This is a genomic window from Pectobacterium atrosepticum, from assembly GCA_019056595.1.
GTDB classification, from domain to species: domain Bacteria; phylum Pseudomonadota; class Gammaproteobacteria; order Enterobacterales; family Enterobacteriaceae; genus Pectobacterium; species Pectobacterium atrosepticum.
The window spans coordinates 2,437,703-2,462,793 of the sequence record CP036163.1 but is presented as its reverse complement, the minus strand read 5'-3'; the positions used below and the strand labels follow the sequence as shown (position 1 = coordinate 2,462,793).

The following is a 25,091-nucleotide window of genomic DNA, read 5'->3' as shown; positions in this document are numbered from 1 at the left end:
TTTGTCCCGTTAAGCTGGGGCCTCTTCCAGCATCAGCGGCCAGTGTACGTAGCTCTGCCAGCGGCTTTCCTGTTCCAGCATTTCTGCTCGTAACGGGTGTTGAGCCAACCAGCCAGCAGGCAGAATCAAACGCAATGCTTCGCCTTCCACACGTAACCGTACTGCTGGCAGCGTGTCATCACGGCGGCGGCTGGCAAAAATAATCGCCAGACGTAACAGGCGGCACAGGTGCTGTGCCTGATTCACCGGTAGCGCATTCTGCTGACTGAGCGGCATTAAATCGATGGGGTTAATCTGGTTTTGCAGGAGTGTGGCTAACAGTTTTTTCTGGGCTGGCGTAAAGCCGGGGAGATCGCTATGGCGAATCAAATAGGCTGCATGCTGGGGTGACTGACGAAAATCAATGCTCAAACCGATTTCGTGCACCATACAGGCACTTCGCAGTAACTCGCGACATCGGCTATCTAACTGCCAGTCACGGGCAACCTGTTGCAGGAAGTTGTCTGCCAACGTACTGACGCGTTTAGCCTGTTCGGTATCCAGCAGATAACGGCGTTGCAGAGTCGCCAGCGTGCGGTGGCGGATATCCTGATCGACAGGCAGATGCAGCATGCCATAAACCAGTCCTTCACGCAGCGCGCCTCCGGCCAGCGTCATCGTCTTAATGTCGAGCTCTTGGAATATCGCCAACAGAATGGCGAGCCCGCTGGGGAAGACCAGCGCGCGTTCCAGCGTCAGACCATCAATTTCCAACTCTTCCAGCTTATCACACTGAATAGCATGCTCTTTAAGCTGTCTAAGCTTCGGCAGGGTAATGTATTCATCCATGCCCTGCGCAACCATAATTTCCTGTAGTGCTTGTACTGTGCCGGAAGCTCCGACGCAGATTTGCCACCCCTGTTCTCGTAGGGAGGCGGCGACGGGACGCAGCATTTCACGCGCTGCGTTTTCAGCGCGTTCAAAGTTACCCGCTTCCAGATTGCGGTCGCTGAAATAGCGATCCAGCCACGTTACACATCCCATTGGGAGGCTGATCAACTGGGTCGTTTTTGCGCCGATCCCCGTTGCCAGTTCGGTACTACCACCACCGATATCCACGACTAAGCGTGCATCTGGGCCGCCCGTGGTATGTGCCACGCCTTGATAAATCAAGCGTGCTTCTTCTTCACCGCTGATAACCTGAATCGGCAAGCCCAGAATTTCCTGAGCCCGTTGCAGAAATTCGTCAGCGTTCGTTGCCAGCCGTAGGGTTGCGGTCGCGACGACGCGTACCTGATCCTGCGGAATGTCCTGTAACCGTTCGGAGAACAGTTGTAGACACTGCCAACCACGCTGCATCGCTTCCTGCGAGAGCCGATTCTGCTTATCCAGCCCTGCTGCAAGGCGGACTTTACGCTTTATTTTCGCCAGCGTCTGAATGCTACCTGCGGTTTCCCGGGTGACCAGCATATGGAAGCTGTTCGAGCCGAGATCGATGGCAGCGTAAAGTGAAGAAGAGCTCAGCATCGACGGTTAGTCCGCTCGTTTACGGTTATTACGGGGCGCTCCGCTGCGGCGTGGCGCACTATTGTGTCGGCGCGGGCCATTATTGGAACGCGGTGGGCGCGTTAAACGCTTCGGCGCAGGTAAATCATTCATCAGCGCGTCGCTGTTGTATTTGCTGAGTGGGATACCGTGACCGATATAGGTTTCGATAGCTGGGAGATTCAGCGCGTACTCTTCACAGGCCAGACTGATAGAAAATCCGCTTTGTCCCGCACGGCCAGTACGACCAATACGGTGAACGTAGTCTTCGCAGTCATCCGGCAGATCGTAGTTGAAAACGTGAGTTACAGAAGGAATGTGTAAACCGCGTGCTGCAACGTCCGTTGCTACCAGAATATCAATACTACCCTGGGTAAACTCTTCCAGAATACGCAGGCGTTTTTTCTGTGCTACATCGCCCGTCAGCAGCCCAACGCGATGGCCATCGGCAGCCAGATGACCCCAGACGTCTTCGCAGCGATGCTTGGTATTGGCGAAAATAATGCAGCGATCCGGCCACTCTTCTTCCAACAAGGTCTGGAGCAGACGCATTTTCTCTTCGTTGGACGGATAAAACAGTTCTTCTGTAATGCGGTGGCCGGTTTTCTGTTCCGGTTCGACTTCCACGTACTCTGCGTTATTCATCTGTTCAAACGCGAGTTCACGCACTCGGTAGGAGAGCGTAGCGGAAAAGAGCATATTCAGACGCTGTGACGTTGCCGGCATGCGGCGGAACAGCCAGCGGATATCTTTGATGAAGCCGAGATCGTACATGCGATCCGCTTCGTCCAGTACGACGACCTGAATCGCGCCCAGATTGATGTGGTTTTGTTTGGCATAGTCGATCAGGCGGCCGGTGGTGCCGACCAAAATATCAACGCCGTTTTCCAGCACTTTAAGCTGTTTGTCGTAGCCATCGCCACCGTAGGCTAAACCCAGTTTTAACCCAGTCAGGTGAGACAGCGCTTCTGCATCAGAGTGAATCTGGACAGCCAGTTCACGGGTTGGTGCCATAATTAAGGCACGCGGTTGATTGGTTTGACGCTCTGCGTTTGCAGGGTGTGAAAGCAGATAATGGAAAGTAGACGCGAGAAAAGCCAGCGTCTTGCCGGTACCGGTTTGCGCCTGACCCGCAACATCACGCCCTGACAAAGTTAATGGCAGAGCTAACGCCTGAATAGGCGTGCAGTAATGAAACCCTTTACTTTCAAGAGCTTCTATAACCTGCGGGTGCAGGGCGAAGTCGGAAAACTTCTGTTCAGTTAAGTGTGTTTTGCTCATAGTGTGGTAGAATATCAGCTAACTATTGCTTTACGAAAGCGTATCCGGTGAAATAAAGTCAAGCCATTGTTGGTTAATGCTACACCAACAAGCTAGAAATAATCCTGTGGAGTAAAATATGAGCGATAAAATAATTCACCTGACTGATGACAGCTTCGGTACAAAAGTATTGCAGGCTGAGGGCGCTACCCTCGTTGATTTCTGGGCTGAGTGGTGCGGTCCTTGCAAAATGATCGCTCCTATTCTGGATGAAATTGCTGAAGAATTTGAAGGTAAACTGACGGTTACCAAGCTGAACATTGATGAAAATCCGGCTACTGCACCGAAATATGGTATCCGTGGTATTCCTACTCTGTTGCTGTTTAAAAACGGCGAAGTCGCTGCGACGAAAGTCGGCGCGCTGTCCAAAGGGCAACTGAAAGAGTTCCTGACGGCGAATCTGTAATTAGCTTGATCCCCTTCAAAAGGGTATTGCTGGCGGGCGCAATCGGGCAATATGCAATTCTCATATTGACTGCTTGCTGCTCGTCGGGAAGCGTGCTAGATTCTTTAACACTGCATATCGTACTTGCCTATGTTTAAGCCCTTAAGCTTGAGCCTGAAAGTTAGAGTCTAAAGTATTATTCTGTGTCTAAATCAAAAAGTCATTGTTTTATAAAATGATTGTTTTGCAAAGTGGTTGTTTTACAACACGTTTGTGATCCGATTTGGGCAGTCTACTAGTTTTACAATAATTGATTTTATGTGTCTTCGATCTCCTGCCGTTGATTTATGCGGATATCATTTGTGTGGATCTTGTTTTGCGCGGATTTAATGCGCTTCAGGTGTGAAACCAGACAGGAATCCGGTGGTCGAAGGCTGTTATAGAGGCACGGATGATCCTGCCATACCATTCACGTAGTAGTTCGAGATTTACCCCGAGTTAAAGAACCCACCACTATGAATCTTACCGAATTAAAGAATACGCCAGTTTCTGAGTTAATTACTCTTGGCGAAAATATGGGGCTTGAAAATCAGGCCCGCATGCGTAAACAGGATATTATCTTCGCTATCCTGAAGCAGCATGCCAAAAGCGGCGAGGATATTTTCGGCGACGGTGTGCTGGAGATATTGCAGGATGGCTTCGGCTTTCTTCGCTCCGGAGACAGCTCCTACCTCGCAGGCCCCGATGATATCTACGTTTCTCCTAGCCAAATCCGCCGCTTTAACCTCCGCACTGGTGACACCATTTCTGGCAAGATTCGTCCGCCAAAAGAAGGTGAACGTTACTTTGCGCTGTTGAAAGTTAACGAAGTCAACTACGACAAACCTGAAAACGCCCGCAATAAGATCCTGTTCGAAAACTTAACACCGCTGCATGCAAACTCTCGTCTGCGTATGGAACGTGGTAACGGTTCGACAGAGGATCTGACGGCGCGCGTGCTGGATCTGGCTTCGCCTATTGGCCGTGGTCAACGTGGCCTGATTGTTGCGCCGCCGAAAGCGGGTAAAACCATGCTGCTGCAAAACATCGCGCAGAGCATTGCTTACAACCATCCTGACTGTGTGCTGATGGTGCTGCTGATTGACGAACGTCCGGAAGAAGTTACCGAGATGCAGCGTCTGGTGAAAGGCGAAGTCATTGCGTCAACGTTTGACGAGCCAGCTTCCCGTCACGTTCAGGTTGCTGAAATGGTGATCGAGAAAGCGAAGCGTCTGGTTGAGCATAAAAAAGACGTTATCATCCTGCTGGACTCCATTACCCGTTTGGCGCGTGCATATAACACCGTTGTTCCGGCCTCCGGCAAAGTGTTGACCGGTGGTGTGGATGCTAACGCCCTGCATCGTCCGAAGCGTTTCTTCGGTGCGGCACGTAACGTTGAGGAAGGCGGTAGCCTGACAATCATCGCCACCGCGCTGGTTGATACCGGTTCCAAGATGGATGAAGTGATTTACGAAGAGTTTAAAGGTACAGGTAACATGGAACTGCACCTGGCTCGTAAAATCGCAGAAAAACGCGTATTCCCAGCGATTGATTACAATCGTTCTGGTACGCGTAAAGAAGAGTTACTTACCACCTCTGAAGAATTGCAGAAGATGTGGATTCTACGTAAGATCATCCACCCAATGGGCGAGATTGATGCGATGGAATTCCTCATCAATAAGTTGGCGATGACGAAAACCAACGATGAATTCTTCGATATGATGAAACGTTCATAAATCCGGGCGGTCATCTATATATACCCTAAATAATTCGAGTTGCAGGACAAAACGTGTTCGTTTTGAATAACGTGAAGCCAACGTATATGCGGCTTGAAGTATGACGGGTACATTACGGATAACTCGGGGAACGCCACGCTGGGTCGTGGCGTTTTTTTATCCCCCAATTGACCAGATGTGATGCGTGTTTTCCGCTGGGAAGCCGCGGTTATCACTTCAATTTTTACTGGCGATCAATGTGGGCGATAGGATATAAGGCGTAAACCGAGTCTATACTGAACAGCTACAGCGAAGCTGTTAACGGTGAACTTACTCACTATGAGTACCGAATTACTATTTATTTTCTTGTTTTCTCTGGGCTTTCTTTTTTTTGCTCGCAGCATCGCGGGTAAAATAGGACTTGTCGATCGTCCCAACTACCGTAAACGTCATCGGGGTCTTGTACCTCTGGTTGGCGGTATCTCCGTGTATGCAGGTATCTGCTTTACCTACTTCATTACCGATCAATATATTCCCAACTTCCGTCTTTACCTGATGTGCGCGGGTGTGCTGGTTTTTGTCGGCATGCTGGACGATCGTTTTGATATCAGTGTGAAAATTCGCGCTGTTGTGCAGGCGTTTGTCGCTGTGGTGATGATGGCCCTTGCGGGCTTGACGATACACAACCTAGGGCATATTTTCGGCCCGTGGCAGATGGGACTGGGGCCATTTGGCTATCTGGTGACACTGTTTGCCGTTTGGGCGGCTATCAATGCGTTCAATATGGTGGATGGGATCGATGGACTGCTTGGCGGGTTGTCTAGCGTCTCGTTCGGGGCGATGGGAATTTTGTTGTATCTGAGCGGCCATACGAATCTGGCATTGTGGTGTTTCGCCATGATCGCGGCGACGTTGCCTTATATTCTGCTTAATCTCGGCATGTTTGGACGACGCTATAAGGTCTTCATGGGCGATGCGGGTAGCACGATGATTGGCTTCACGGCTATCTGGCTTCTGATTCAGACGACGCAAGGTCCGCAGCATCCGATTAATCCCGTTACGGCATTGTGGATCATCGCTATCCCGCTGATTGATATGATCGCCATCATGTATCGGCGCTTGCGCAAAGGGATGAGTCCGTTCTCGCCTGATCGGCAGCATATCCATCATTTAATGATGCGGGCGGGCTTTTCCTCTCGTCAGGCATTTTTGCTGATTACGCTCGCCGCTGCTTTATTGGCTGCGGTCGGTGTGTTGGGAGAATATTTCTTTTTCATACCCGAATGGGTCATGTTGGCATTATTCTTGCTTGCATTTCTACTGTATGGCTACTGCCTGAAACGAGCATGGCGGGTCGCCCGTTTTATCAAGCGAATCAAACGCCGTATGCGGCATTCCGATGAGCAAAAGCAGTCATCCTGACCAAATAATTTTGGGGAAGTAATGAAATCAGAGAACTTGTCTACCGGGAATGCGTTGATTGATAACGAACTGGATATCCGTGGTTTATTCCGCCTGCTGTGGCGTGGAAAGGTGTGGCCGATAGCAATCGGCCTGCTGTTTGCCGTCGTGGCATTAGGCTATTCCTATCTTGTTAAACAGGAATGGGGTGCAACATCGATTACCGACAAGCCGACGGTTAATATGTTGGGCGGCTATTACTCGCAGCAGCAATTCCTACGTAACCTCGACGCTCGATCGTTTTCCTCTCCTCAGCCAGAACAACCGTCTATTTCGGCTGGTGCTTATGATGAATTCATCATGCAGTTAGCGGCTTACGATACCCGCCGCGATTTCTGGTTGCAGACTGACTATTATAAGCAACGTCTGGAAGGTGATGAAAAGGCTGATGCAGCCTTGCTGGATGAGCTGGTCAACAACATTCAGTTTACGGCGCGTGATGACGGGAAAAAAACCAATGACTCCGTGAAGCTGGTGGCGGAAACCTCCTCAGATTCCAACACGTTGCTTCGTCAGTATGTGGTTTTTGCCAGTCAGCGTGCAGCCAACCACTTGAATGAAGAAATCAAGGGAGCCTGGGCTGCCAGAACCATTTTCATGAAGTCGCAGATTAAGCGTCAGGAAGCGGTAGCAAAAGCGATTTACGATCGTGAAGTCCGCAGCGTTGAACTGGCGCTGAAAATCGCACAACAGCAAGGTATTAGCCGTAGCCAGACGGATACGCCAGCAGATGAAATCCCCGCATCGGAAATGTTCCTGCTCGGCAGGCCGATGCTTCAAGCCCGACTGGAAACGTTGCAGACCAGCGGCCCGCATTATGAACTGGATTACGATCAAAATCGCGCGATGTTGGCGACGCTGAACGTTGGCCCAACGCTTGAGGCCAGTTTCCAGACGTATCGTTATTTGCGTACACCGGAAGAACCGGTGAAACGCGACAGCCCGCGCCGGGCATTCCTGATGGTGATGTGGGGTGCGATTGGTGTGCTAGTGGGAGCGGGTGTTGCCCTGGCTCGCCGTCTGCGTTAACCAGCTTGCTGATTTGCGTTTGATGCTCAGCGAGCGCCTGCGCCTAACCTGATTAAAGAGATTCAATGTGAAAGTGTTGACTGTTTTCGGCACCCGGCCGGAAGCCATTAAAATGGCACCGCTGGTTCATGCCTTGGCTCAGGATGGAGCCTTTGAATCGAGAATTTGCGTAACAGCCCAGCACCGGGAGATGCTGGATCAGGTGTTGCATTTGTTCGATATTACACCGGATTACGATCTAAATATTATGCGACCGGGGCAGGGGCTCAGTGAGATATCCTGCCGGATTTTATCGGGACTTGAACCCGTCATGGCGGAGTTTAAACCAGATTTAGTGTTGGTACACGGTGATACCACCACAACGTTGGCAACCAGTCTGGCGGCTTTTTATCAGCGTATCCCTGTCGGCCACGTGGAGGCGGGATTACGTACTGGCAATCTCTATTCGCCCTGGCCGGAAGAGGCTAACCGTAAGCTGACCGGGCATCTGGCGATGTACCATTTTGCTCCGACGGAGCATTCCCGCCAAAATTTGCTGCGTGAACATTTGTCCGATCGGCATATTGTTGTGACTGGCAATACGGTGATTGATGCGTTGTTTTGGGTGCGCGACCGTATCCTCGGAGATGCCTCACTACGCCGCAGCCTCGACGAGAAATATGCCTTTTTGGACAGCAGTAAAAAGCTGATTCTGGTTACCGGACACCGACGCGAGAGTTTTGGTAGCGGCTTTGAGCGTATTTGTGGCGCGCTGGCGGATATCGCTCGTCGACACCCTGAAGTGCAGATTGTGTACCCAGTCCATCTGAACCCTAACGTCAGTGAGCCGGTGAATCGTATCCTGAGCGATATTGATAATGTGATGCTGATTGCGCCGCAGGATTATCTGCCTTTCGTGTATTTGATGAATCGTTCTTACATGATTTTGACCGATTCGGGTGGCATTCAGGAAGAAGCACCGTCGTTAGGAAAGCCAGTATTGGTGATGCGTGATACGACGGAACGGCCGGAAGCGATAGAAGCGGGTACGGTCAAACTGGTCGGCACGGAAGTGGTGAGCATTGTCGATGCGGTATCTATGCTGCTGACGGATGAAGGGGCGTATCAGGCAATGAGCCGAGCCCACAACCCCTATGGCGATGGCCAAGCCTGTCAACGCATTGTGGATGCTTTAAAAAATCATAGGAAATGATTTTTAGCGCTGCTTTTGCAGCGACCCGAAGGGTGTCGGACAGGGATAGCTCGACATGAAAAATCGCCAGGAGCGATTTTAAACGTCGCCTTACGGCGGCAGACATAAAAATATCAGGTGACACTATGAGCTTTACTACCATTTCAGTAATCGGTTTAGGCTACATCGGTTTACCCACCGCAGCGGCATTTGCGTCGCGTCAGAAAAAAGTCATCGGTGTCGATGTGAACAAACTGGCGGTTGAGACCATTAATCGCGGTGAAATTCATATTGTCGAGCCCGACTTAGATACCTTGGTCAAGGTCGCGGTGGAAAATGGCTACCTTCAGGCGATGACAAAACCTGTGCCAGCCGATGCTTTCCTGATCGCAGTTCCTACCCCTTTCAAAGGCGATCACGAACCCGATCTGGCCTACGTTCAGGCTGCAGCAGCGTCCATCGCGCCAGTGCTGAAGAAAGGCGATCTAGTGATCCTTGAGTCGACGTCCCCCGTGGGGGCGACTGAGCAAATGGCCGAGTGGCTAGCCGATGCGCGCGCGGACTTGACGTTTCCGCAGCAGGTTGGGGAAACGGCGGATATCAATATTGCCTATTGTCCTGAACGGGTGCTGCCCGGTCAGGTCGTGGTTGAGCTGATTAAAAACGATCGCGTTATTGGTGGTATGACCCCAGTGTGCTCTGCTCGCGCCAGCGAACTGTATAACATCTTCCTGGAGGGTGAGTGTGTGGTCACTAACTCCCGCACCGCCGAGATGTGTAAGCTGACCGAAAACAGCTTCCGCGACGTCAATATTGCTTTCGCCAATGAACTTTCGCTGATTTGTGCCGAACAAAACATTAACGTATGGGAACTTATCCGATTGGCAAACCGCCATCCTCGCGTCAATATCCTGCAACCCGGTCCCGGCGTAGGTGGGCACTGTATCGCGGTCGACCCTTGGTTTATCGTGGCGCAGAATCCTCAGCAGGCTCGGTTGATTCATACCGCCAGATTGGTGAACGATGGCAAGCCACTCTGGGTGGTGGATCGGGTCAAAGCGGCCGTGGCGGATTATCTGGCACAAACGGATAAACGCGCCAGCGAGGTCACTGTGGCCTGCTTTGGATTAGCGTTCAAGCCGGATATTGACGATTTGCGCGAAAGTCCTGCCGTGGGAATTACCTCCATGATTGCGCAGTGGAATACGGGTGTGACGTTAGTCGTCGAACCGAATGTCAAACACCTGCCGTCCGTCTTGGCTGGGCAGGTAAAACTGGTCGATACCAGCAGTGCATTAAAAGAAGCCGATGTGCTAGTGATGCTGGTAGACCACCGTCAGTTTAAGGCGATTAACCCAGACGATGTGAAACAACAGTGGGTTATTGATACCAAAGGAGTATGGCGTTGAAACGTATTTTAATTACCGGTGGTGCAGGGTTTATTGGTTCCGCGTTAGTCAGATACATTTTGGCTGAGACGCAGGACAGCGTCGTGGTTGTCGATAAACTGACTTATGCGGGCAACCTGTCTTCACTGGCACCGGTTGCCGATAGCTCACGCTTCGCATTCGAGCAGGTAGATATCTGCGATCGTGCTGAACTGGATCGTGTCTTTACGGCTTACCAGCCTGCGCTGGTGATGCATTTAGCGGCAGAAAGCCATGTTGACCGCTCTATCGACGGCCCTGCGGCGTTTATCGAAACCAATATTGTCGGCACCTATACGATGCTGGAAGCAGCACGCCACTATTGGCAGAACCTGGCTGATGCGGACAAGAATGCGTTCCGCTTTCACCATATTTCTACCGATGAAGTCTTTGGCGATCTGCATGGGACGGACGATCTGTTTACAGAAACTACACCTTATGCGCCGAGCAGCCCTTATTCGGCATCGAAAGCCTCCAGCGATCACCTTGTTCGCGCCTGGTTGCGCACCTACGGGTTCCCGACCGTTATCACGAACTGCTCGAATAACTACGGCCCTTACCATTTCCCTGAGAAGCTGATTCCGTTGGTGATTCTGAACGCGGTCGCGGGCAAACCGTTGCCGGTTTACGGCGATGGCGCACAAATTCGTGATTGGTTGTTTGTCGAAGACCATGCCCGCGCACTTTACAAAGTCGTGACGGAAGGCGAAGTCGGTGAGACGTACAACATTGGCGGCCACAACGAACGTAAAAATATTGAAGTGGTGCAGACCATTTGCGCGCTGCTAGAAGAGCTGGCACCGAATAAGCCTGCTGGTGTGGCGCATTATCGCGATCTCATCACCTATGTGAAAGACCGGCCAGGCCACGATATGCGTTATGCGATCGATGCTGGGAAAATCGAACGTGAGTTGGGCTGGCGTCCAGAAGAAACGTTTGAGACGGGCATGAAAAAAACCGTCAGCTGGTATCTGAATAACGAAAAGTGGTGGCGCAGTGTGCAGGACGGTTCCTATACCGGCGAGCGTTTAGGACTGAACGACTAAACCTGTATTGAGATGACAGAAAAGCCAGATGGCGGAAAAGAAAGGAGCGAAACGATGTCCAATTCCATATCAGCAGGAAAGGGAGAAATTCGCGCCACGGTTGAACCGCTGGGCTGGGAGAGTGAATTCTTCCAGATTGACAGCGGTAAGCTGAATTTTTCGCCTTCTTCGCCTGTGTTGACGCCTGATGTGTTGAACGTATTTGCGCTGACGCAGGCCAAAATCGCGGCGGACAATCTGGTACTGGCGGATGCGCTGGCCGATCTCGGTTTTCGCTTGGTGGAAGGCGAGGTCGATCTCAGTTTGCCGCTGCATCCGACGACAGTCGTTACGCCACTACCGCGCTGGCGTGAAGCCACGCTCGATGATATTCCTGCTCTGAGGGACGCGGCATCACGTGTTTTTGCGCTGAGCCGTTTCCGTACGCCGTGGTATCAGCCGGAGGATAGTGGGCGTTTTTACGCTCAGTGGGTTGAAAATGCGGTATGCGGTACGTTCGACCACAGTTGCTTGATGATGGAAGATGCCGCGGGTCATCCACAAGGATGGGTCACGCTGCGCAGACTGGATGACTCGGATGCCCGTATCGGGCTGCTGGGCGTCTGGCCGGGCGTTACGATACGCGGTATTGGTTCACAACTGATGGCGCTGGCGGAAGCGTGGTGCCGACAGCAAGGGTTGATACGCCTCCGGGTTGCGACGCAGGTTGGCAACGTGGCGGCTCTTCGTCTTTATCTTCGCCGTGGTGCCACGATTGAGAGCACGGCGTATTGGTTATACAGGTGAATACATGATTCCATTTAATGCGCCACCGGTTGTCGGTACGGAACTGGATTATATGCAGGCTGCCATGAGCAGCGGCAAATTGTGCGGCGATGGCGGATTTACTCGCCGCTGTCAGCAGTGGCTGGAACATTACTCCGGTAGCAAGAAAGTCCTGCTTACGCCTTCCTGCACAGCGTCGCTGGAGATGGCCGCTATCCTACTGGATATTAAGCCCGGCGATGAAGTGATCATGCCGAGCTATACCTTCGTCTCTACCGCCAACGCCTTTGTGCTGCGCGGTGCGAAGATCGTGTTTGTCGATATCCGCCCAGATACGATGAATATTGACGAGACGAAAATCGAAGCGGCAATTACGGAAAAAACACGCATTATCGTGCCGGTTCACTACGCGGGCGTCGCCTGCGAGATGGACGCGATTATGGCACTGGCGAAAAAATACGATTTATATGTCGTGGAAGATGCGGCACAGGGCGTGATGTCCAGCTACAAAGGCCGCGTTCTGGGGTCTATTGGTCACATCGGCTGCTTCAGTTTTCACGAAACCAAAAACTACACCTCGGGCGGTGAGGGCGGGGCCACGTTGATTAATGACGCGAGGCTGGTGGAACGAGCGGAAATCATCCGTGAAAAAGGCACCAACCGTAGCCAGTTCTTCCGTGGACAGGTGGACAAATACACCTGGCGTGACATCGGCTCAAGCTATCTGATGGCGGATATTCAAGCTGCTTATCTCTGGGCACAGCTGGAAGCCGCGCGACCCATCAACGAGCGTCGCCTGAAACTGTGGCAGAACTACTATGCGGCATTCAAATCGCTGGCCGATGCGGGGCGTATAACACTGCCGACCGTGCCTGCCAATGGGATCCACAACGCGCACATGTTTTATATCAAACTGCGCGATCAGGACGACCGCAGTGCGTTTATCAATTACATGAAAGAAGCCGAAATCATGACAGTCTTTCATTATATCCCGCTACATAGCTGCCCGGCGGGTCTGAACTTCGGTCGTTTCTCCGGTGACGATCGCTACACCACGCAGGAAAGCGAACGGCTGGTACGTTTACCGCTGTTCTACAACCTGTCGGACGTCAATCAGCGCACCGTCATTAATACCATTCTGAGCTTCTTCTCCTGATATGTCGTTGGCGAAAGCATCGATATGGACGGCAGGCTCCACGCTGATAAAAATTGGCGCGGGGCTGGTTATCGTCAAACTGCTGGCGGTCACGTTTGGTCCTAGCGGTGTGGGGATGGCAGGGAATTTCCGCCAGTTGATTACGGTGCTGGGCGTATTAGCCGGGGCGGGGATTTTTAACGGCGTCACCAAATATGTCGCGGAGTATCAGCAACAGCCGGACCGGCTGAAGCCGCTGCTTGGCACGTCCATCACGCTGGTGCTGGGGTTCTCAACGCTGCTGGCGGTACTCTTTCTGGCAGCCGCAACGCCTATCGCTAATCTGCTGTTTGGGCATGACGATTATCACGATGTGGTTCGCGCACTGGCGTTTATCCAGATGGGGATTGCCTACGCCAACCTATTTCTGGCGATCCTCAAAGGCTATCGGGATGCGATAGGCAACGCGCTGGCCGTGATCGGCGGTAGCCTGATCGGGCTAGCGGCTTTTTGGCTCTGCCTGCGTCTGGGTGGCTATGTTGGCGCGCTCGCGGGGCTGGCGTTGGTGCCTGCGTTGCTGGTGATTCCGGCAGGAATTATGCTACTGCGTCGTACTCCGTTGTCGCTGGCGTCGCTAAAACCAGCGTGGGATCGCGCCATCGCTGGGCAGTTGGGCAAGTTTACGCTGATGGCGCTGATGACTGCCGTGACGCTACCCGTGGCGTACATCATGATGCGTAACCTGCTGGCAGCGCATTACAGCTGGGATGAAGTGGGCATTTGGCAGGGCGTCAGCAGTATTTCCGATGCTTATCTGCAATTTATTACCGCCTCCTTTACCGTTTATCTGTTGCCGACGCTTTCGCGCCTGACGGACAAGGCTGCGCTAGCGCAGGAGATTGTTCGCTCGCTGAAGTTTGTGCTGCCCGTTGTGGCGTGTGTCAGCTTGTGTGTGTGGCTGCTGCGCGATTTTGCAATCTGGCTGCTGTTCTCCAGCCAGTTTACGGCAATGAGAGATCTCTTCGTTTGGCAGTTGGTAGGGGATGTGATGAAAGTGGGCGCTTACGTCTTTGGCTATCTGGTCATTGCGAAAGCGGCGCTGCGCTTTTATCTGCTCACGGAAGTCAGCCAGTTTCTCCTGTTAACCGGTTTTTCTCACTGGTTGATTCCGCTTTATGGCGCACAAGGCGCAGCGCAGGCCTATATGGCAACCTACCTGGTCTATTTTTTGCTTTGTTGTTGCGTATTCATTATTTACCGTAGGCGAGCATGACGACACTGATTCATGTATTGGGATCTGATATCCCGCATCATAACCAGACCGTTTTACGTTTTTTTAACGACGTACTGGCGACGGAACTCCCCGAGCATCAAATTCGGCATTTCATCGTGGCTTCCCACGACGGTATTTCGCCGGCCGATTTTCCTGCATTGCGTATCGAAACCTGCGTGGATAAAAAAACGCTGGCTGAGGCGGTCATCGCCAGAGCAAAATCGAACCGCAAGATGCGCTTTTTCCTGCATGGGCAGTTTAATCCCACGCTGTGGCTGGCGCTGCTGAGTGGGAAAATTAAACCTGAGCAGGTTTGCTGGCACGTTTGGGGTGCGGATTTGTATGAAGAAGCCAATGGCCTGAAATATCGGCTGTTCTATTGGCTTCGGCGTATGGCGCAAAAGCGTATCGGGCATGTTTTTGCCACGCGTGGCGATCTGGCGTGGTATGAGCAGCGTGCCCCTCGCGTGCCGACGTCATTGCTGTATTTCCCTACGCGGATGGATCCGGCGCTGACGAGCATGAAGGTTGATAAACCACTGGCTGGGCCGATGACGATTCTGGTCGGCAATTCTGGCGATCGCACGAATCGTCATCAGGAAGCGCTGCGGGCGATCCACAAGCAGTTCGGTAACAATGTGCGGGTCATTGTGCCAATGGGCTACCCTGCGAATAATGCGTCCTACATCGCACAGGTGGAAAAGGACGGTCTGGCGCTGTTTGGTGTGAAAAATTTCCAACTGCTGAAAGACCAACTGGCGTTTGATGATTATCTCAACATGCTGCGCACTTGTGATTTGGGCTATTTTATTTTCGATCGCCAGCAGGGAATCGGGACGCTATGCCTGTTGATTCAGTTTGGTGTGCCGTTTGTGATCAGCCGGAAAAACCCGTTCTGGCAGGATCTGACAGAACAAAGCCTTCCTGTGCTGTTTTACGGTGACGACCTGGACGAAGCATTGGTGCGTGAGGCTCAGCGCCAACTGGCATCGGTAGATAAACACCAGATCGCGTTCTTCAATCCCAATTATCTGCAAGGCTGGCGGGATGCGCTGGCGTTGGCGACGGGAGAACCGACATGACGCTTGGGCAATTTGGAGGGCTGTTTGTCGTCTACCTGATTTCAGTCATCTTCATCCTGAGCTTGACCTGGATGGAGTTTCGGCGCGTACGTTTTAACTTTAACGTGCTGTTCTCGCTGCTCTATTTATTGACGTTCTATTTTGGTTTTCCCTTTACCTGCGTGCTGGTGTTCCGGTTTGGCGTTGAAGTCGTCCCCGTGCAGTATCTGCTTCAGGCGATGTTGTCCGCAACGGCGTTCTATGCTGTCTATTACGTCAGCTACAAGACGCGACTACGCCAGAAAACCTCCGTGCCGCGTGCTCCACTCCTGACGGTGAACCGAGTTGAAGCTAATCTGACCTGGCTGCTGCTGGCGTTGATTGCGGTAGCCACCGTCGGTATTTTCTTCCTCAACAATGGCTTCCTGCTGTTTAAGCTGCGCTCTTACAGCCAGATATTCTCTAGCGATGTGTCCGGTGTGGCGTTGAAACGCTTTTTCTACTTCTTCATTCCGGCAATGCTGGTGGTGTATTTCCTGCGCCAGACGCAGCGAGCGTGGCTACTGTTCCTCATCGGAACGGTCGCATTTGGAATGCTGACATATGTGATTGTCGGCGGGACGCGCGCGAATCTGATCATTGCCTTCGCCCTATTTCTGTTTATTGGCATTGTGCGTGGTTGGATTACGCTCTGGATGTTGGTCGCTGCTGGGATATTTGGTATTGTCGGGATGTTCTGGCTGGCGCTGAAGCGCTATGGGCTGGACGTCAGCGGTGATTACGCATTTTATACCTTCCTCTATTTAACTCGTGACACCTTCTCGCCCTGGGAGAATCTGGCGCTGCTGTGGCAGAATTATGACAAGATTGAGTTTCAGGGGCTGGCACCGATTGCTCGTGATTTCTACGTCTTTATTCCCTCCTGGCTATGGCCTGACCGTCCGAATCTGGTGTTAAACAGCGCGAACTATTTCACCTGGGAAGTGTTGAATAACCACTCTGGGCTGGCGATATCCCCTACGCTGTTAGGCTCGCTGGTGGTGATGGGCGGCGTGCTATTTATCCCGTTGGGTGCGATTGCGGTAGGGCTGGTTATCAAGTGGTTCGACTGGGTGTACGAGTTAGGGAAGAACGACAGCAATCGCTATAAGGCCGCCATTTTGCAGGCGTTCTGCTTCGGTGCGGTGTTCAATATTATTGTGCTAACGCGCGAAGGCGTCGATTCCTTTGTTTCACGTGTGGTGTTTTTCTGTCTGATATTTGGCCTGTGCCTGCTCGTTGCCAAACTGCTTTACTGGCTGCTGGAAAGCGCCGGACTCATCCGGCAGCGTCTGAGGCGCATGCGCGCCACGCCGCTCGCGCCGACACCCAATACCGTACAGGATCCGGTGATAAAGGAGCAGATATGACCGCGTTAAAAACCACAGAGACAATCCCTCTGTATACCATTCGTGGTTTGCCCATTCACGGTTTCCGCAATATGGGGACGTTTGTTGACTACCTATTTGCGGGAGAGCGGGTTGAAACGGGGACGCTTGTCGCGATTAACGCTGAGAAGGTGCTAACGGCGGAAAAAGAGGTGGCGCTGCGTACGCTGCTCGATCGCGCAGAATATAAGTATGCGGACGGCATCAGCATTGTGCGCTCCATTCGACGCAAGTACCCACAGGCTGACGTCACACGTATTGCGGGGGCTGATCTGTGGGAAGCGCTAATGGAACGGGCTGGCAAACAGGAAACGCCGGTGTTTCTGGTAGGGGGCAAACCTGATGTACTGGCGCAAACGGAAGCGAAACTGCGTGCGCAGTGGGATGTGAATATTGTCGGTAGTCAGGATGGCTATTTTACACCAGAGCAGCGTGATGCGTTGTTTGAGCGCATCCGTGCCAGCGGCGCACAAATCGTCACTGTCGCGATGGGGTCGCCAAGGCAGGAAATCCTGATGCGCGATTGTCGCCACCACTATCCTGATGCGCTGTATATGGGCATCGGTGGAACGTATGACGTCTTTACCGGACATGTTAAGCGTGCTCCGCTCGTGTGGCAAAACTTAGGGTTGGAATGGCTGTATCGCTTGCTGTCCCAGCCGAGCCGTATTTTTCGGCAGCTGAGGTTGTTGAAATACGTTGCTTATCACTACAGCGGTCGTCTATAGCTTCATTGAATTGGCGCGTTGGACGCGCCAACCTTTTCTCGTCGTCTTTTCCCACTGCCTTTCCCTCGTCGCCTTTCTCTACAGTAGATAACCCTGATTTTTCATTCCTATTCGACTTCAATTGTCTGTTTGCCAAACAATCGGAAAGACAGAATTCTATCTTTGGCGGATTCGTCATCCTTGATGTGTTATTCAAACCGACATTACGGTATTTTCATGACCGCCAATTTGAGGCGAGGACACAGTCTTTCTAACAGATAGCATTTCTGAAATAAGAACAATAACCGGCAACAGCCGGGATAAGCACAACATAAAGACAGAGGGATATATGGCAGAAGATGTAAAGCAGGAAAAACTCCATCGAGGGTTGGAAGCCCGACATATTGAGCTGATTGCGCTAGGTGGCACGATCGGCGTCGGGCTGTTTATGGGCGCAGCGAGTGCGTTGAAGTGGGCGGGACCGTCGGTATTACTGGCCTATATTGTTGCTGGAATCTTCGTTTTCTTCATCATGCGTTCAATGGGCGAAATGCTCTACCTAGAGCCGGTCGCAGGATCGTTTGCCGTCTACGCACATAAATACATGCATCCCTTTTTCGGTTATCTCACCGCATGGGGCTATTGGTTTATGTGGATGGCGGTCGGGATTTCGGAAATTACCGCCATTGGCGTGTATGTTCAGTATTGGTTCCCTGAACTGCCACAGTGGATACCGGCGATTGTCGCTGTCGCTTTGGTCGCGGGCGCAAATCTCGCTGCGGTAAGGCTGTATGGCGAAATCGAATTCTGGTTTGCGATGATTAAAATCACCACCATCGTCGTGATGATATTAGTCGGCGTCGGTATTATCTTCTTCGGCTTCGGTAATCACGGTCAGGCGACCGGATTCAGTAACCTGACCGAGCACGGCGGCTTCCTTGCGGGAGGCTGGAAAGGTCTGCTGTTCGCGCTGTGTCTGGTGGTGGCGTCCTATCAGGGCGTTGAGCTGGTGGGGATTACGGCAGGCGAGGCGAAAAATCCGCAGGTGACGCTGAAGCGCGCGATCAATAACATTCTGTGGCGCATCCTGATTTTCTATGTGGGCGCTATCTTCGTTATCGTCACGATTTTCCCCTGGAATGAAATCGGTACATCCGGCAGCCCGTTTGTGCTGACGTTTGCGAAAATCGGTATTGTGGCGGCGGCAGGCATCATCAACTTTGTGGTGCTGACGGCCGCGCTGTCTGGCTGCAACAGCGGCATGTATAGCTGTGGTCGCATGCTGTATTCGCTGGCTAACAACCGTCAACTTCCTGCCTGGCTAGGTAAAGTGACGGCCAGCGGTGTACCCGCAGCAGGCGTCATGATTTCTATTCTTTGTCTGGTGGCTGGGTCGCTTTTGAATTACGTCATCCCTAACCCGGAAAAAGTGTTTGTTTATGTTTATAGCGCCAGCGTGTTGCCGGGTATGGTGCCGTGGTTTGTGGTGTTGATCAGTCAACTACGTTTTCGTGAGCAGCATCGTGTCGCGTTGGCCTCACATCCGTTTAAATCGATACTGTTCCCGTGGGTAAACTACCTGACGATGGCATTTTTGCTGTGTGTACTGGTGGGAATGTATATAAATATCGATACGCGAATGTCTTTATTGGTCGGTGTCGCCTTTTTAGCCGTGGTCAGCCTGTGTTATTTCGCGCTGGGATTGGGTAAAAAAACGTCGCTGGCAGGGGGTAAATAGTCGTATTTGGGGGCGGGAAGAGCGGATTTGTACGTTATTTAGCTTGAAATGGACAAAGCATAAGCAAACGCATCATTTCGATAAAAAAGCACTAGACAGTCAGTCGCTAAGTCCGTAATATCCCGTCCCGCAACGGCGCTAAGCGCCCGTAGCTCAGCTGGATAGAGCGCTGCCCTCCGGAGGCAGAGGTCTCAGGTTCGAATCCTGTCGGGCGCACCATTATATTGTGTAAACGAGTATGTTGTGTGCAAGAGCTGCGGTGGTACACTTACCTTCGTAAAGAAAGTATCCCGTAAAAAGGATGTACCGCGTAATAAGATGTAAATGTGGTGATGGTGGCTATAGCTCAGTTGGTAGAGCCCTGGATTGTGATTCCAGTTGTCGTGGGTTCGAGTCCCATTAGCCACCCCAGATTTAGCAGTTCATTAACGTTTTTCGTTAATAAAAGTTTGTGAGTTATGCGAAGGTGGCGGAATTGGTAGACGCGCTAGCTTCAGGTGTTAGTGTTCTTACGGACGTGAGGGTTCAAGTCCCTCTCTTCGCACCACACACAAGCTAGAACATCAGTGATGTTCAAAAAGCAGTACATTCGGCGAGTAGCGCAGCTTGGTAGCGCAACTGGTTTGGGACCAGTGGGTCGGAGGTTCGAATCCTCTCTCGCCGACCAATTACAGAAAAAAGCACATCGAAAGATGTGCTTTTTTTCGTCTTAAATCTGCCTTCTCTTGCAAACGTCCTATCGGATTCATCAACCCGACAAGACGTTGCTTCTCCTCAGGAGATCGAGCTACGGCGCGTAATGTACCGTTGCCAGCGCACTGCTATCGATACTTTTCCGCATGGATTCCAGCGTCGTATCAAAAGGACACAGCGTGCCTTTTTCTGTCTGCTGACAGCTCTGAGACGTAAATTCCTCTTTCAGCAACGGCTGTTGCTCGCCCAGCGGCGTCAGCGAACGAATCTGATCCAGCGACTGTGTCTGGAAATAAATACGCAAAAAACGCTGCTGAGTCGTGGTATCGCGCCAGCGCTCAAAGACCAGACTGCCTGCGGGTGGGATGTTATCGGCGGTATCGCCGGGTAGTTGCCAGTGAAACTGCAACAGCGTGCGCAGGTAGGCAATGTTGGTGTCATGCGCGACATACAGCAAGTAAGGGGCTGTCGGCGGCTCGCCTTGTGTGGTGTCCTGCTCTGCTTGCGTCCCTTGCGCGAGTGCCTGTGCGATTTGCTGCATCAATAGTGAACCGCCACGCTGTGCAATGTAGGGAACATCATTGGTGAAGTCGTATTTGGCGGTCATCGGAGCCATCAGGGGAATAAGATCCTGTGCGCTGCGGACGTGACCAAAAGCAACCTGTGCCAGTGGCAAATTTTCGCTGTACTCCAGCAGGAAAACTTCACTCATATTCGCCAGCGTATTCAGGCCGCTGATAGAAGTCGAACCGTCTTTATCCTGTTTGAGCGCCCACGGTTTATCAAACACCGGACAGGGTTTATCTTCTCCACATACGATCTGTTTTAGCTGCTCAATACTGGGCTTCAGACGTTGATAAGCGAGATCCAGATCGCCTCCCATGGCTTTCAGTACAGCAGCTTTTGCCTGTTCAGGATCAAGCGTGCCAATCCCCATTTTATCGCCGTGGAACAGCGGATCTTGCTTTTCATCCTCAACGGCATGTGTAGTAACGCCGCAGCCGGGAAACATGCCGTCCATATAAGCTTGCGCGGTTGCGCGGGTGCGCTGTAACGGGCTGGCAAGTACATAAATCTGCTGTTCCGCTGGGCAACCTGAAGCGAACAGATGCTGTTGGCGATAATACTCGCCCTCATAGTGTCCTTTTATCACGGTGGCGGCATAGCCATGTCCGGTTAATTCACCCTCTCGCGTGACCCACTGCGGCCATTGTCGTGCCGTGCCGGACTCCAGTGCGGTTGTGTTGGATTCTGTCGGGGGACGAACGCCATGACGGCTAACTTCAACCACCTTTTCCATCAGGTAGCGATCCTGGGCTCGTGCCTGAGCAGCGAATGTTGAAATAATGATCATGGTAATCAATAAGGTACGGGGCATGCGTAATGTCGTGTGGAAAAGCATGATAATCCTTCGTCAGCAGTCATACGGATAAGGAGTTTCATTGTAGGAAGGAAAAAGTGACAAGCGGGTTTTTCAATACGGGAGAGAGTGTTAGCGAACATTTCCAAATGCATAGTTTGCAATCAAACTTTTTGATCTAAGATAGATCCGAAAGGTATAAAGCGCATAATTACCGCATGTTATATTTTTAAAAATTAAAAAGACGACATAAACCCCCGCCTGATAAATCCAACACTAACGAGTTAATTATGGCATCACATCTTATTGATTTTCTTCTTATAGGGAATAATTTTGGCACGCCTGAAATGCGCGGCGTCTGGTCCGAGCATAACCGTCTGACTAAGCAGGTCGAGGTAGAAGTTGCCTTGGCGCTTGCCGAGGGTGAACTGGGTGTCATTCCGCTGGATGCGGCAAAAACCATTGCAGAAAACGCTGACGCAAGCGCGCTTAACGTTGAAGAGATTGCAAAAGATGCGGCACGCATGAAGCACTCCCTGATGCCGACGATTGCAGCGATTCAGAGACAATGTGGCGCGGCGGGTGAATTTATTCATTACGGCGTGACCACGCAGGACATCGTTGATACCGCGACAGTGTTACAACTGAAACAATCTTTTGATATTGTCGTCAGAGATACACAACTGCTGGCCGTTGAACTGAAACGTTTGGCGAAGAAACATCAACACACGCTGATGGCTGGCCGTACCCACGGCATGCAAGCGCTGCCCACCACGTTTGGCTTCAAACTGGCTGTCTGGCTGGATGAATTTATCCGTCACCTCGAACGCCTGGGTGAAATCAAAGAGCGTGTTTTGGTCGGCAACATCAATGGTGCCATTTGTACCTATGCCTCTTTTGGCGAGAAAGGGCCAGAAATTGAGCGCCTGACGCTGGATAAACTGGGGCTGAATACACCGAATATCGGCTGGCAGTCTGCCCGCGATCGCTTCTCCGAATATGCCTCCGTTACGGTTCTGATCAGCGGTACGCTGGGCAAGATTGGCAACGAGCTGTACAACCTGATGCGCACCGAGATTAATGAAATCGAAGAGCCGTTCTCTGAAGGGAAAATCGGTTCTACCACGATGCCGCACAAACGTAACCCTGCCGCGTTGGAAGGGCTGGCGAGCTTGACTGCACCGCTGTTTAAGAGCGCCGCGCTGATTCACGAATCCATGAAAGTTGAGCATGAACGTGATGCGATGAGCTGGCGTGCAGAGTGGATCGCGCTGCCAGAAATCAACATCTATCTGTCTGCTCAGCTTCAGAATGCGCTTGGCATCCTGCGTGGAATGTCCGTCAACGAGAAGCAAATGCTGGCGAACCTCGATCTGCAAAATGGCCTGTTGTTATCCGAGAAAGTGATGTTTGAGATTGGCAAACGTCTCGGTAAGCAGACCGCCCACCATCTGGTTTACGAATGCTCTATGCAGGCATTCGAGCAGAATCAGCCTTTTAAATCGGTACTGTTGGCGCATCCAGTCCTTTCCGAGCAGGTGACTGCCGCCGATCTGGACGAATGGCTGAACCCAGCCAACTACGTCGGCAGTGCACCGCAGAAAGTCGATGAGGTGATTCGCTATGCGGATAACTCCGGTCTGCTGCCAGCATAAGGTGAAATCATGAGTATCGTATTTCGTCAGGCTACGCTTGCGGATGATGAGACTTTTTTGGCGCTGGCATTGGCCGCGTTTGAGCCGATTCGCCAGTTGGGCATCAATTTTTCTGCCGCCCATGCAGATATTGGCATGGTGCGCACGCACATTGCCTCACACGGCGTTTATGTGATGGAAAAAGGCGGGGAGATGGTGTCGTCATTTACCATCCGCTATCCGTGGGGGCCTGAGCCGGGCCCGCTCGGTCTACCGCATCTGGGTTGGTTTGCGACGCACCCTGGCTATAAAAAACAGGGATTGGGTAAGCAAATGATGAGCTGGTTGGAAGAAGAAATTCTGATTAACCAGCTCAAAGCGCCTGCGGTGTCGCTTGGCACAGCGCAAAACCACCCGTGGCTGATTGAGATGTACAGAAATTATGGTTTCAAGGAAGTCGGGCAGACGAATCTGGGAAAAGGACACCTGACCATCTGGATGGAAAAAATTCTTGATAACCAATTGTATGACCAGTGGAAAGATAAAAACTTAAAAAGAGAGGCAGTAAAATGATGAAAAAAGTAACGTTGTCTGTTCTGGCGCTGACGACCGCCTTTCTTGTTGCTGGCTGTGATTCTGGGAAGAGTGGCACCGAGCAGGAAAAAGTATTGAAAGTGGGTTCAACAGGCCAGAGTTATCCAAGTGGTTTCAAGCAAGATAACAAGCTGGTTGGGTTTGACGTTGAAGTCACGGAAGCTATCGCGAAAGATCTGAACTACAAAGTTGAGTGGGTCACCGCTGATTTCAGCGGCCTGATGGGGCAGTTGGAAGCGAAAAAGCTGGATACTGTAGCGAACGTGGTGGCAATTACCCCCGCGCGTCAGGAAAAATACAATTTTGCCCAGCCGTACAGCTTCTACGGCAGCCAGATTGTGACGCACAAAGACAACACCACGATCAATACGTTGGCTGACCTGAAAGGGAAGACGGTTGCCGGGGTCCTGGGTTCCAACCACGTCAACAACCTGAAGAAAGCATTTGCCGACGGCAGCGTCACTATTCGCACCTATGAAACACGTGATGGTGCGATGAACGATGCGCTGTCTAAGCGCGTCGAAGGCTACGTGAATTCACGTCCGATCCTGTTGGCGGAAATCAATAAGCGTAACCTGCCGTTCAAGCTGGTTGGCGAACCGCTGGTGATTGAAGAAGTCAGCTTCCCGTTCCATAAGGACGAGAAAGGCGATGCCTTGCGTAAACAGTTCGATGCACAATTGACGAAAATGCGTGAAGATGGACGTCTGAAATCTATCTCCGAAAAATATTTTGGCGAAGATATCACGGTATCACCGGCTAAATAACCTCACGCCGTCATTCTGGCAGAGTCGTCATTTAGCGTGATGACTCGTTATGTAGCCAGATGATTCGTTATATAGTCAACAGTCATAACCCTGTTCCACCGGCGCAATATGGCCGGTGGAAGCATTAATGGTATTACTCATGAATATCGATCTTGCCTACCTGTTAAAAGTCTTTCCCCAGGTATTAATGTATTTGCCAACCACGCTGTTTCTTGCCGTGGTTTCGATGTTTTTTGCTATGGTTCTCGGCCTTATCTTGGCGTTAGTCCGTGAAAGCAAGATCGTCGTCGTAGTAAAAATCGTCGAACTGTATATCTCGCTGTTCCGCGGCATTCCATCGCTGGTTCAGCTGTTTATCATCTACTTCGGCCTGCCACAGCTATTCCCTGGCTTATCCAATCTGGATGCGATGACGGCCGCAATTATTGGCTTTAGCTTGAAAACCTCCGCCTATATGGCTGAGATTTTCCGTGCGGGCTTGGCCTCGGTGGATTTCGGCCAGACGGAAGCGGGCCTGTCCATTGGCATGAGTAAAGCGCAGGTCTATCGCCGCATCGTGTTGCCTCAAGCAATGCTGAATGCGCTGCCAGCGACGGGTAATACCTTTATTTCTCTGATTAAAGATACCTCAGTGGCCTTTGCGCTGGGCGTCTCCGAACTGTTCGCAGAAGGCAAGATGATTGCCGCTGAATCTCTGCGTTTCTTTGAGACCTTCTTGGTTGTGGGTCTGATTTACTGGATGGTGATTGTGGTTTACGCTTGGCTGCAAAAACAGCTTGAGAAGAAACTGAATCACTCGCTACAGCGATAAGGGGCTGAC

The 25,091-nt window shown here is 51.7% G+C and carries 21 protein-coding genes and 4 tRNA genes; 22 read left to right on the top strand and 3 right to left on the bottom strand.

The features are described 5' to 3' along the window. Positions 1–9 precede the first annotated feature (9 nt). The gene (gene ppx, locus DCX48_11785) at positions 10–1,506 is read right to left on the bottom strand and encodes an exopolyphosphatase (GenBank protein ID QXE15134.1); all 1,497 of its coding nucleotides are present in this window, start codon (positions 1,504–1,506) and stop codon (positions 10–12) included. Positions 1,507–1,512: 6 nt separating this feature from the next. Then, positions 1,513–2,805 (bottom strand): ATP-dependent RNA helicase RhlB, encoded by a 1,293-nt coding sequence (gene rhlB / locus DCX48_11780; protein QXE15133.1) that lies wholly within the window; start codon positions 2,803–2,805, stop codon positions 1,513–1,515. Between the two features lie 118 nt (positions 2,806–2,923). On the opposite strand from rhlB, the gene trxA reads away from it, so the two are divergent. From trxA to DCX48_11690, 18 genes are all read left to right on the top strand, one after another. Further along, positions 2,924–3,250 carry a thioredoxin TrxA gene (gene trxA / locus DCX48_11775; GenBank protein QXE15132.1) on the top strand — a complete coding sequence of 109 codons (327 nt, stop codon included), beginning with the start codon at positions 2,924–2,926 and terminating at the stop codon, positions 3,248–3,250. 494 nt (positions 3,251–3,744) lie between these two features. Next, on the top strand, positions 3,745–5,004 hold the full coding sequence (gene rho, locus DCX48_11770) for a transcription termination factor Rho (GenBank protein ID QXE15131.1): 1,260 nt from the start codon (positions 3,745–3,747) through the stop codon (positions 5,002–5,004). A 303-nt stretch (positions 5,005–5,307) separates the two neighbouring features. Beyond that, a complete protein-coding gene (locus tag DCX48_11765; protein QXE15130.1) occupies positions 5,308–6,405 on the top strand; it encodes a UDP-N-acetylglucosamine--undecaprenyl-phosphate N-acetylglucosaminephosphotransferase in 1,098 nt (365 codons plus the stop codon). A 21-nt stretch (positions 6,406–6,426) separates the two neighbouring features. Next, complete coding sequence (gene wzzE / locus DCX48_11760; GenBank protein ID QXE15129.1) at positions 6,427–7,473, top strand: ECA polysaccharide chain length modulation protein; 1,047 nt, start codon at positions 6,427–6,429, stop codon at positions 7,471–7,473. Between the two features lie 67 nt (positions 7,474–7,540). Beyond that, the gene (locus tag DCX48_11755) at positions 7,541–8,665 is read left to right on the top strand and encodes a UDP-N-acetylglucosamine 2-epimerase (non-hydrolyzing) (protein ID QXE15128.1); all 1,125 of its coding nucleotides are present in this window, start codon (positions 7,541–7,543) and stop codon (positions 8,663–8,665) included. A gap of 125 nt (positions 8,666–8,790) precedes the next feature. Then, entirely contained in the window at positions 8,791–10,053 is a 1,263-nt protein-coding gene (locus DCX48_11750) for a UDP-N-acetyl-D-mannosamine dehydrogenase (protein ID QXE15127.1), read from the top strand. Beyond that, positions 10,050–11,117 (top strand): dTDP-glucose 4,6-dehydratase, encoded by a 1,068-nt coding sequence (gene rffG / locus DCX48_11745; GenBank protein ID QXE15126.1) that lies wholly within the window; start codon positions 10,050–10,052, stop codon positions 11,115–11,117. The genes DCX48_11750 and rffG overlap by 4 nt, the downstream gene beginning before the upstream one ends. 54 nt (positions 11,118–11,171) lie before the next feature. Further along, a complete protein-coding gene (wecD, locus tag DCX48_11740; GenBank protein QXE15125.1) occupies positions 11,172–11,903 on the top strand; it encodes a dTDP-4-amino-4,6-dideoxy-D-galactose acyltransferase in 732 nt (243 codons plus the stop codon). 4 nt (positions 11,904–11,907) lie between these two features. Beyond that, positions 11,908–13,038 (top strand): dTDP-4-amino-4,6-dideoxygalactose transaminase, encoded by a 1,131-nt coding sequence (gene rffA, locus DCX48_11735; GenBank protein ID QXE15124.1) that lies wholly within the window; start codon positions 11,908–11,910, stop codon positions 13,036–13,038. 1 nt (position 13,039) lies between these two features. Next, entirely contained in the window at positions 13,040–14,290 is a 1,251-nt protein-coding gene (gene wzxE / locus DCX48_11730; protein QXE15123.1) for a lipid III flippase WzxE, read from the top strand. Continuing rightward, entirely contained in the window at positions 14,287–15,372 is a 1,086-nt protein-coding gene (locus DCX48_11725; protein ID QXE15122.1) for a TDP-N-acetylfucosamine:lipid II N-acetylfucosaminyltransferase, read from the top strand. The genes wzxE and DCX48_11725 overlap by 4 nt, the downstream gene beginning before the upstream one ends. Further along, positions 15,369–16,760, top strand: coding sequence for an O-antigen assembly polymerase (locus tag DCX48_11720; GenBank protein ID QXE15121.1), 1,392 nt, complete (start codon positions 15,369–15,371; stop codon positions 16,758–16,760). The genes DCX48_11725 and DCX48_11720 overlap by 4 nt, the downstream gene beginning before the upstream one ends. Further along, a complete protein-coding gene (locus DCX48_11715; GenBank protein QXE15120.1) occupies positions 16,757–17,506 on the top strand; it encodes a lipopolysaccharide N-acetylmannosaminouronosyltransferase in 750 nt (249 codons plus the stop codon). Before DCX48_11720 ends, DCX48_11715 begins: the two co-directional genes overlap by 4 nt. A gap of 328 nt (positions 17,507–17,834) precedes the next feature. Beyond that, the gene (locus DCX48_11710; GenBank protein QXE15119.1) at positions 17,835–19,223 is read left to right on the top strand and encodes an amino acid permease; all 1,389 of its coding nucleotides are present in this window, start codon (positions 17,835–17,837) and stop codon (positions 19,221–19,223) included. A gap of 142 nt (positions 19,224–19,365) precedes the next feature. Beyond that, positions 19,366–19,442, top strand: a tRNA-Arg gene (locus DCX48_11705). A 116-nt stretch (positions 19,443–19,558) separates the two neighbouring features. Next, positions 19,559–19,634: transfer RNA gene (locus DCX48_11700), tRNA-His, on the top strand. 49 nt (positions 19,635–19,683) lie between these two features. Continuing rightward, positions 19,684–19,770, top strand: a tRNA-Leu gene (locus DCX48_11695). 43 nt (positions 19,771–19,813) lie between these two features. Further along, a tRNA-Pro gene (locus DCX48_11690) sits at positions 19,814–19,890 on the top strand. 120 nt (positions 19,891–20,010) lie between these two features. On the opposite strand, the gene DCX48_11685 is transcribed toward DCX48_11690, so the two are convergent. After that, positions 20,011–21,318, bottom strand: a complete 1,308-nt coding sequence (locus tag DCX48_11685) for a histidine-type phosphatase (protein QXE15118.1) — start codon at positions 21,316–21,318, stop codon at positions 20,011–20,013. Positions 21,319–21,566: 248 nt separating this feature from the next. Between DCX48_11685 and DCX48_11680 the strand changes: the two genes are divergently transcribed. The 4 genes from DCX48_11680 (at position 21,567) to DCX48_11665 (ending at position 25,082) form a co-directional block, all read left to right on the top strand. Next, a complete protein-coding gene (locus DCX48_11680) occupies positions 21,567–22,931 on the top strand; it encodes an adenylosuccinate lyase (GenBank protein QXE15117.1) in 1,365 nt (454 codons plus the stop codon). Between the two features lie 9 nt (positions 22,932–22,940). After that, positions 22,941–23,483: a GNAT family N-acetyltransferase gene (locus DCX48_11675; GenBank protein ID QXE15116.1), complete on the top strand. Its 543-nt coding sequence runs from the start codon at positions 22,941–22,943 to the stop codon at positions 23,481–23,483. Beyond that, complete coding sequence (locus DCX48_11670) at positions 23,480–24,271, top strand: amino acid ABC transporter substrate-binding protein (GenBank protein ID QXE15115.1); 792 nt, start codon at positions 23,480–23,482, stop codon at positions 24,269–24,271. Before DCX48_11675 ends, DCX48_11670 begins: the two co-directional genes overlap by 4 nt. A gap of 139 nt (positions 24,272–24,410) precedes the next feature. Continuing rightward, positions 24,411–25,082 (top strand): amino acid ABC transporter permease, encoded by a 672-nt coding sequence (locus tag DCX48_11665; GenBank protein ID QXE15114.1) that lies wholly within the window; start codon positions 24,411–24,413, stop codon positions 25,080–25,082. Positions 25,083–25,091: the final 9 nt, after the last annotated feature.

Excerpts from the sequence above, each read along its gene's own strand:
- DCX48_11720 (QXE15121.1), top strand. The coding sequence starts at position 15,369 with ATGACGCTTGGGCAATTTGGAGGGCTGTTTGTCGTCTACCTGATTTCA.
- DCX48_11675 (QXE15116.1), top strand. The coding sequence starts at position 22,941 with ATGAGTATCGTATTTCGTCAGGCTACGCTTGCGGATGATGAGACTTTT.
- rffA (QXE15124.1), top strand. The coding sequence starts at position 11,908 with ATGATTCCATTTAATGCGCCACCGGTTGTCGGTACGGAACTGGATTAT.
- ppx (QXE15134.1), bottom strand. The coding sequence starts at position 1,506 with ATGCTGAGCTCTTCTTCACTTTACGCTGCCATCGATCTCGGCTCGAAC.
- DCX48_11725 (QXE15122.1), top strand. The coding sequence starts at position 14,287 with ATGACGACACTGATTCATGTATTGGGATCTGATATCCCGCATCATAAC.
- wzzE (QXE15129.1), top strand. The coding sequence starts at position 6,427 with ATGAAATCAGAGAACTTGTCTACCGGGAATGCGTTGATTGATAACGAA.
- DCX48_11680 (QXE15117.1), top strand. The coding sequence starts at position 21,567 with ATGGCATCACATCTTATTGATTTTCTTCTTATAGGGAATAATTTTGGC.
- DCX48_11750 (QXE15127.1), top strand. The coding sequence starts at position 8,791 with ATGAGCTTTACTACCATTTCAGTAATCGGTTTAGGCTACATCGGTTTA.
- DCX48_11715 (QXE15120.1), top strand. The coding sequence starts at position 16,757 with ATGACCGCGTTAAAAACCACAGAGACAATCCCTCTGTATACCATTCGT.
- rhlB (QXE15133.1), bottom strand. The coding sequence starts at position 2,805 with ATGAGCAAAACACACTTAACTGAACAGAAGTTTTCCGACTTCGCCCTG.
- DCX48_11710 (QXE15119.1), top strand. The coding sequence starts at position 17,835 with ATGGCAGAAGATGTAAAGCAGGAAAAACTCCATCGAGGGTTGGAAGCC.
- wecD (QXE15125.1), top strand. The coding sequence starts at position 11,172 with ATGTCCAATTCCATATCAGCAGGAAAGGGAGAAATTCGCGCCACGGTT.
- DCX48_11685 (QXE15118.1), bottom strand. The coding sequence starts at position 21,318 with ATGCTTTTCCACACGACATTACGCATGCCCCGTACCTTATTGATTACC.
- DCX48_11665 (QXE15114.1), top strand. The coding sequence starts at position 24,411 with ATGAATATCGATCTTGCCTACCTGTTAAAAGTCTTTCCCCAGGTATTA.
- trxA (QXE15132.1), top strand. The coding sequence starts at position 2,924 with ATGAGCGATAAAATAATTCACCTGACTGATGACAGCTTCGGTACAAAA.
- wzxE (QXE15123.1), top strand. The coding sequence starts at position 13,040 with ATGTCGTTGGCGAAAGCATCGATATGGACGGCAGGCTCCACGCTGATA.
- rho (QXE15131.1), top strand. The coding sequence starts at position 3,745 with ATGAATCTTACCGAATTAAAGAATACGCCAGTTTCTGAGTTAATTACT.
- DCX48_11670 (QXE15115.1), top strand. The coding sequence starts at position 23,480 with ATGATGAAAAAAGTAACGTTGTCTGTTCTGGCGCTGACGACCGCCTTT.